This window comes from Rhodopseudomonas sp. B29 (assembly GCF_000333455.1).
Lineage (GTDB): Bacteria > Pseudomonadota > Alphaproteobacteria > Rhizobiales > Xanthobacteraceae > Rhodopseudomonas.
Map to the genome: position 1 here is coordinate 1 of NZ_BADD01000319.1, position 7,732 is coordinate 7,732.

The 7,732-nt window shown below is 63.8% G+C and carries 6 protein-coding genes; 3 read left to right on the forward strand and 3 right to left on the reverse strand.

The features are described from left to right. Positions 1–223 precede the first annotated feature (223 nt). The 3 genes from I5M_RS11685 (at position 224) to I5M_RS11695 (ending at position 4,311) form a co-directional block, all read left to right on the forward strand. Entirely contained in the window at positions 224–865 is a 642-nt protein-coding gene (locus I5M_RS11685; RefSeq protein WP_022721574.1) for a TetR/AcrR family transcriptional regulator, read from the forward strand. A 333-nt stretch (positions 866–1,198) separates the two neighbouring features. Continuing rightward, the gene (locus I5M_RS11690) at positions 1,199–3,187 is read left to right on the forward strand and encodes an adenylate/guanylate cyclase domain-containing protein (RefSeq protein WP_022721575.1); all 1,989 of its coding nucleotides are present in this window, start codon (positions 1,199–1,201) and stop codon (positions 3,185–3,187) included. Positions 3,188–3,288: 101 nt separating this feature from the next. After that, positions 3,289–4,311, forward strand: a complete 1,023-nt coding sequence (locus I5M_RS11695; RefSeq protein ID WP_022721576.1) for an LLM class flavin-dependent oxidoreductase — start codon at positions 3,289–3,291, stop codon at positions 4,309–4,311. Between the two features lie 33 nt (positions 4,312–4,344). Here the strand turns inward: I5M_RS11695 and I5M_RS11700 are convergent, their stop codons facing one another. From I5M_RS11700 to I5M_RS11710, 3 genes are all read right to left on the reverse strand, one after another. Further along, a complete protein-coding gene (locus I5M_RS11700; RefSeq protein ID WP_022721577.1) occupies positions 4,345–5,538 on the reverse strand; it encodes a patatin-like phospholipase family protein in 1,194 nt (397 codons plus the stop codon). 27 nt (positions 5,539–5,565) lie between these two features. Next, positions 5,566–5,847, reverse strand: coding sequence for a hypothetical protein (locus tag I5M_RS11705; protein ID WP_051048712.1), 282 nt, complete (start codon positions 5,845–5,847; stop codon positions 5,566–5,568). Next, the coding region (locus tag I5M_RS11710) for an efflux RND transporter permease subunit (RefSeq protein ID WP_022721579.1) at positions 5,844–7,732 on the reverse strand (1,889 nt) is incomplete at its 5' end. The genes I5M_RS11710 and I5M_RS11705, both read right to left, overlap by 4 nt.

Genomic DNA, 7,732 nt, shown 5'->3' on the forward strand with positions numbered 1-7,732 from the left:
GGACGAAATCGGGGCCCACCATGCACCCTGTCAGCAGGAGCATCGACGTCATTCCCGCCCCTGTGCGCATCCAAGGACGGAAACCGATACGGTGGCTAGACTTTAGAATCATGGCGCCTGCAACATTTGGAAACTAAACCGTACAGTTCAGTTTACCGTTACGCAGTCCCTTTAGAGGAGTCAATATGAACCGAACCGTTCAGTACGATTTGAGAACTCCGCGATGACCGTCATGTGTTCCGGCGAAGTGCCCCAACGGTTGCGGCGCAAGGGCCAGCAAATCCTGGAGGCTGCGCGGGTGGTGTTTATGGAGTCTGGGTTCGACGTGTCGTCGATGGATGCCATCGCGCGCCAAGCCGGAGTGTCGAAGGCAACGCTGTATGCGCACTTCCAGAGCAAAGAGGATTTGTTCGAAACATTGATCCGGTTCGAGTGCCAGTCGATCGGCGCCCGCCTCTATCGCCCGAATCCGGACGCCGAAGCGTGGACGGTCGAACTTGAAAAATGGGCTGATCAGCTGCGGTCCATCCTCACCACCAGCGACGCGCCCGCCCTGTTTCGGATCATCTTGCCAGTAGCGACCAGATTTCCTCGTCTGGCGCAGATCTACTTCGAGGAAGGTCTAGGATCCGGAATCCGCGACACTGCTGCGTTCCTGCAGAAGCTCTGTGATGCGGGGCGACTGAAGATCCCAGATATCGAAGTCGCCGCCAAACAATTCATCTTCCTCATCAGCGGCGACATGGAAGTTCACAGCGCCCTTGCCTTGTCACCAGGGTCCGCGGAACACAGCAGAGCTCTGGTCCGCAGCGGTCTCGACATGTTCATCGCTTACTACGCCGCGGACCGCCCTTCGACGCTGTGACTTCGCCAATCGGCACATGCCGGGTTTCGATCTGATGTTCGGCTTGCACCTCTTGTTAACCACTGGTGTTCGTCGGCATCTGCAGCGTCGAAGGTCGAAGGTGCATTTCGGCGGTGGGGCGGCGCCGCATCCATCGTGCGATCTTCTCAACGCTGCGACTCCTTCGAATGAATGAGCGCGAGGCACGCGATCTCATGCAAGATTGATTGACAGTACAATCCATCCCAAACGATAGTTCGCTCGTCGCCACGCGAGCTTACTCCCTGTTGCTCCTGAAAAGCGCTTCGCGGCTGCCGCGCGCGCCCCACTGGACGGCAAGTACAGGTCCTCTCCATGAAATTCACCACGCGCCTCGTTCTCCTCGTCACCGTTCTGACGGTCGGCGCGACGCTCGTCACCGCGGTGTTCCTGACCTTCACGACGCGGCGTGCGATCATCACCGAAGCCGAGGCATCGGGTGAAAAGGTGGCGCGGCTGCTGGCGCGCAGTGCCAGTCTCGCCACCTCGATCCCGACCGAGGTCGAAGGACTGATCGCTCAGGAGATGGCGGCGCAGGGCACGATCCTGGCGCACTTCGTCGAAGCCGCCGAGAAGGCCGGAATATCGACCGACGAGATCAACCGGCGGCTGAAGTCGATCACCGACGACACCACGCTGGACGAGATCTGGATCACCGACGAGAAAGGCCACGCCTACCTGCACAGCGTGCCGAACGTCGACTTCACTTTCAGCGACTCCAAGCGCGCGCAACCGCAGGCTTACAGCTTCTATGATCTGCTGACCGGCAAGAAGAAGGTCGTTGATCAGGAGGCGCGCAAGCGCGACATCGACGATCAGCAGTACAAATATGTCGGCGTGGGCGGCATCGACAAGCCGCGGATCATTCAGGTCGGCCGCAGCGCGAAATTTCTGCAAGAACTTACCATGAAGGTCGGCCTGCCGCGCACCGTCGAGAACCTGCTGGCCGACGGCGATATCGACGCGGTGTGGGTGTTCGATCGCAAGCTCGACGCGCTTGTCGGTCCCGGCGTCTATGGAGCCGGAGACCGGTCGGGGCCGAACGCCAAAGAGCTCGGGCCTGTTCGCGAAGTGATCGCCGACGGCAAGACGCGGCATGTCGAGAGCCGGCAGAATCTCAGCGTGATCGCGCCGGTCCGCAATGATCAGCACGAAGTCATCGGCGCCGCCTTGGTGCGGCTGCCGATGAACCGCGTGTGGGCGACGGTGCAGCGTCAAGCGGAGATCGCGCTCGCCACCGCATCCGTCATCGCGTTCATCGGCATCCTGCTGTCGATCGGCGTCGCCCGCCATCAGGCCGCGCCACTGCGCCAGATCACCCGCGCCGCCGCGGCGGTGGAATCGAAGCGCTTCGATCCGGCGCTGCTGCACGGCGTCGCTGATCGCCCCGACGAGCTCGGGCAATTGGCGCGGGTCTTCACCAGCATGGCGAGCGAAGTGGCGGCGCGCGAAGAACATCTCGACAAGATGGTGACGCAGCGCACCGAAGAACTGGAGACGCGCAATCGCAGCCTCGAAGGGCTCTCGGCGGCGCTGTCGAAGTATCTGTCGCCGCAGGTGTACTCGTCGATCTTCAGCGGCGACCAGGTCGCCGAGATCGCCTCCAAGCGCAAGAAGCTGACGGTCTTCTTGTCCGACATCGTCAACTTCACCGCGACCGCCGACAAGCTGGAATCCGAAGATCTCACCGCGATGCTCAATCGCTATCTGGCCGAGATGGCGCAGATCGCGCTCAAGCACGGCGCCACCATCGACAAATATGTCGGCGACGCCGTGCTGGCGTTCTTCGGCGATCCCGAGACCCGCGGCGTCAAGGAAGACGCGGTTGCTTGCGTGATGATGGCCATCGAGATGCAGCAGAAGCTGGCGCAGCTCGAGGCCGAATGGATGGACGCCGGCGCCGATCGCCCGTTCCAGGTCCGTATCGGCATCAATACCGGCTACTGCACGGTGGGCAATTTCGGCAGCCCCGACCGCATGGACTACACCATCATCGGCAGCGCCGTGAATTTGACCTCGCGGCTGGAGCAGAATTGCGAACCCGGATCGGTGCTGATCTCGCACGTCACCTGGTCGCTGGTGAACGACGTGATCGAAGCCGAAGAACGCCCGGCGCTGACCGTGAAGGGCTTCGGCGAGCCGGTGCGGGCCTATGCGGTGCGCGGACTGAAAGCGGCACCGGCCACCGAAGTGATCCGCAAGGAGTTGCCCGGAATGCGGCTGTACATCGACACGACAACCGCCGACCGCGACCAAGTGAGAGACACACTCGCCAAAGTCGTCGACCACCTCGGCCACGCGTGACACCGGCGGCCGGCGCGCATAGCTTGCGCGCGAAGCCGAGGCTTTTCGCCGGCGCGGAACGCACTATCTAGGGGCCTGACATTTCAGAGGCCCCTCCCCGCATGAAGAAAATCGGCTTTCTCTCGTTCGGCCATTGGTCGCCGTCGCCGCAATCCGGCACGCGCTCGGCCGCCGACGCGCTGCTGCAATCCATCGATCTGGCCCAGGCCGCCGAGCAGCTCGGCGCCGATGGCGCTTACGTGCGGGTCCATCACTTCGCCCGCCAGCTCGCCTCGCCATTTCCGCTGCTCGCCGCAATCGGCGCCAAGACCAAGCGCATCGAGATCGGCACCGCGGTGATCGACATGCGCTACGAGAACCCGCTGTACATGGCCGAGGACGCCGGCGCCGCCGATCTGATCGCCGGCGGCCGGCTGCAGCTCGGCATCAGCCGCGGCTCGCCCGAGCAGGTGATCGATGGCTGGCGCTATTTCGGTTATCAGCCGGGCGAAGGCCAAAGCGACGCCGACATGGGCCGTCGTCATGCCGAGGTGTTTCTCGATGTGTTGCGCGGCCAGGGATTCGCCGAGCCCAATCCGCGGCCGATGTTCGCCAATCCGCCGGGCCTGTTGCGGCTCGAGCCGCATTCCGAAGGCCTGCGCGATCGTATCTGGTGGGGCGCCGGCTCCAACGCCACCGCAGTGTGGGCGGCCAAGCTCGGAATGAATCTGCAAAGCTCGACGTTGAAGAACGACGAGACCGGCGAGCCATTCCACGTGCAGCAGGCAGCGCAGATCCGCGCGTATCGCGAGGCGTGGAAAGAAGCCGGACACACGCGGACGCCGCGCGTCTCGGTCAGCCGCAGCATCTTCGCGCTGGTCGACGAGCGCGACCGCGCTTATTTCGGTCACGAGCGCCAGCAGCAGGATCAGATCGGTTATCTGGACGAGCAGACCCGCGCAATCTTCGGCCGCAGCTACGCAGCCGAGCCGGATGTGCTGATCGAGCAGCTCAAGGCTGACGAGGCGACCGCCGAAGCCGATACGCTGCTGCTCACCGTGCCGAACCAACTCGGGGTGGACTACAACGCCCACGTCATCGAGGCGATCCTGACGCATATCGCGCCGGCGCTCGGCTGGCGCTGATCGCCAGCCGCTTGATTCATCGCCGCGGCGCCATCAATTGGCGCGCGCGACGCGGCCGCCGGTGGCGACGTCCGCCACCGGAACGACAGCCCGCTTCTCGTCCGGCGGCGCCTTGGCCCAGGCGCGGCCGCTGCGGGCGCGCTCGTAGCCGTATTGATACAGACTGCGCATGTAGGGAGTGTCGAAGCCGGCCGGCGAGGCCGGACGATCGCTTTCGATATAGGTCAGGTTGAAGCCGTAGTGATTGCGCCGCGCGAACGCATAGGTGCTGTAGAGGATCGACCTGGTCTGGGCCTTGAGCATGCTCGACGACGACCGTGCCGCAATCGCCAGGGTCTGATCCGGAACGACCTGGAATTCAGGTTCGATCTTGTTGTTCATCAGGATGTAGAGCTGCAGGGCGTCGCCGAACTTCGATGACGAATTGCGGAGCAGGAAGGACTCGGGGAGCGTCAGCACCGGCGACATCACGCCGCCGTCGACATGCATCTCCTGAAACTGCGCACCATCCGCCGATGCGTTGAGCAGGATCGGCGGAAACACCGCCGGTACGCTGGCCGAGGCAGCGACGACGTTCCTGAACAGTTCGACGCCTTCCGGCGTGTGCAGCGACGCGATCTTTCCGAGATTCCAGATCACCGTGCGCTGATTGTCGAGATTGGTGGTGACGACAAACAGAAGCCGCCCGCGCGCATACTCGTCCGCGACCTCGTCGACGAAGCGCGCGTCGATATAGTGCGCGACGAGCTCGCGCAAGCGCTGATTGCCGAACAGACCGGAACCGAAGATCGCATTCAGCGGGTTTGGATCTTCCAGCAGGGTCGCGGCGATGCCGCTGGTGTAGAGCTGGCGCAACGTGTCGTCGTAACGTGAGCCGAGAAACGCGAACGGCGCGATCAGCGCGCCGGTCGAGACGCCCGACACGATGGAGAATGACGGCCGGGTGCCGGCCTCGGTCCAGCCATTGAGAACGCCAGCGCCGTAAGCGCCATCGGCACCGCCGCCGGACAGCGCCAGATAAGTCCGCGCGCCGGCAATCGGCCGGTCTTCCTTGAAAGCCGAGGCAGGGTCATCGGCATAGCGGCGCAGGTCGGTGCGGCCGAGCACGCGCGCATCGGCGGCCTCGGCCGCCGTATACGGCACGCGCGGCTGCGAGGCGCAGGCCGCGAGCAGCAGGGTCAGCACCGCCAGGACTGGAACAAGTAGCGAGCCGGGAACGCGACGCATGACTAACCCCCACAAGACCCGCAACGACTAAGCGTTGGTCGATACGGCGTTCGGCCATTCGGCCGGTGAAGTTTGACCCGACGATGTCTGCTCGTGGTCGGGCAATCTCTCGAGATAATCCTGATGGATCGCCTGAACGACCTTGCGGTTGTCGAACTTCACTCGCCAGCTGCTCGGCGAGCCCTGCCCGACGATGACGCCCTGGCGGTCACCATAGCTGGGATGCCGCTGGCGCCCGAGCGGACTCATCTGCACGCGGGCGCCGCGGCACAATCGCTTTGTATCTGGATCGGAGATCGAATGACTCATGGCGTACTGCCTTCTTCGGGCGTCTTGATACGAAACCAGGCGACATAAAGCGCCGGGAGGAACAACAGCGTCAGCACCGTTCCGACGATGATGCCGCCCATCATCGCGTAGGCCATCGGACCCCAGAACACTTCGCGCGCGATCGGAATCAGCGCCAGGCTGGCGGCGGCCGCGGTGAGCAGGATCGGCCGCATGCGATGTTCGGTGGCTTCGACCACCGCCCGCCACGGGCTGTGGCCTTCGGCGCGCAACTGTTCGATCTGCACGATGAGGATCACGGAATTTCTGATCAGGATGCCGATCAGCGCCAGCACGCCGAGGATGGCGACGAAGCCGAGCGGCGCGCGGCTCGGCAGCAGCGCCGCTACCACGCCGATCAGCGCCAGCGGTGCCACCGCGAACACCAGGAACAGTCGCTGGAAGCTTTGCAGCTGAATCATCAGCACGGTGGCCATCACGAACAGCATGATCGGCACGACGGCGATGATCGGGGCTTGCGACTTGCCGCTCTCCTCCACGGCGCCGCCGACCTGGACCGAATAGCCCGGCGGCAGCTTCGCCGAGAATTGCGCCATCGACTGCTTGAGTTGCTCGACGACCGTGGCCGGCTGGGTGTCGTCGGCGACGCCGGCTTTCAGCGTGATCGTCGGCAGGCGCGATCGCCGCCAGATCGTCGGCTGTTCGAGTTCGTAGCGGAACGTCGCCACAGCCGCCAGCGGCACCGACTGGCCACCGCTGCCGGAGAGCTGCAAGTTACGCAACGTCTCGATCGAGCCGCGCTCGGCGGCATTGGCGCGTCCTAACACTTTCACCAGATAGATGTCGTCGCGCACCTGCGTGATCGAGGTGCCGTCGAGAATGCCGTTGAGGGTCGAGGCGATGTCTTCCGACGTGACGCCGAGCTGCCGCGCCTTGTCCTGCAGCACGTCGACCTTGATGACACGGGCTGGCTCCATCCAGTCGAAAACCACATCGCCAAGGTGCGAATTGCCGGCCATGACGCCCGCGAGCTGCTGCGCATAGGTGCGGACCATGGCGATATCGGGACCGCTGACACGATATTGGATGGGGCGACCGACTGGCGGACCGATGTCGAGCAGCTTCACCAGCGCGTCGGTGCCCGGGAAGGTCTTCTTCAGATAGGCCTGCAGCTCCTTCTGCAAGCGGTCGCGGTCGGCAAGGCTCTTGGTCACGATGACGATCTGGCCGAACGAGATGTCGTCGGGTTGCACGTCGAACGACAGCACGAAACGCGGCGCACCGCGCCCGACATAGGTCGACCAATGATCGATGCCGGCCCTTCCGGTCAGCGCTTCACGTTCGAACTGAGCCATCTGCGCGTTGGTCTCGGCGATCGACACGTTCTGCGGCAGATTCCAGTCGACGATCAACTCCTTGCGGTCGGACGAGGGGAAGAACTGCTGCTGCACGAAGCGCATGCCGAACACCGACAGCCCGAACGCAGCCAGTGTCAGGCCGATGGTCAGCCAGCGCCAGCGCATGCAGAAATCGAGCACGCCGCTGAAGCCGGCGAAGAACCAGCCCCGGCTCTCGTGCGCGTGCTTCATCTTGTCGGGCAAGATGGTGACGCCGAGTAGCGGCGTGAACAGCACCGCGACGATCCACGAGGTCAGAAGCGACACCGCGATGACAACGAACAGCGTGAAGGTGAATTCGCCGGCGGCGCTGTTGTTGAGGCCGATCGGAATGAAGCCAGCCACGGTGACGAGCGTGCCGGTGAGCATCGGGAAGGCCGTCGACGTGTAAACATAAGTCGCTGCCTTCGACAACGAATCCCCGACCTCCAGTCGAGCCACCATCATCTCGACGGCGATCATGGCATCGTCGACCAACAGGCCGAGCGCGATGATCAGCGCGCCGAGCG

What these genes read in the sequence shown, in the direction of transcription:
- I5M_RS11695 (WP_022721576.1), top strand. Translation starts at nt 3,289, where the DNA reads ATGAAGAAAATCGGCTTTCTCTCGTTCGGCCATTGGTCGCCGTCGCCG.
- I5M_RS11690 (WP_022721575.1), top strand. Translation starts at nt 1,199, where the DNA reads ATGAAATTCACCACGCGCCTCGTTCTCCTCGTCACCGTTCTGACGGTC.
- I5M_RS11685 (WP_022721574.1), top strand. Translation starts at nt 224, where the DNA reads ATGACCGTCATGTGTTCCGGCGAAGTGCCCCAACGGTTGCGGCGCAAG.
- I5M_RS11700 (WP_022721577.1), bottom strand. Translation starts at nt 5,538, where the DNA reads ATGCGTCGCGTTCCCGGCTCGCTACTTGTTCCAGTCCTGGCGGTGCTG.
- I5M_RS11705 (WP_051048712.1), bottom strand. Translation starts at nt 5,847, where the DNA reads ATGAGTCATTCGATCTCCGATCCAGATACAAAGCGATTGTGCCGCGGC.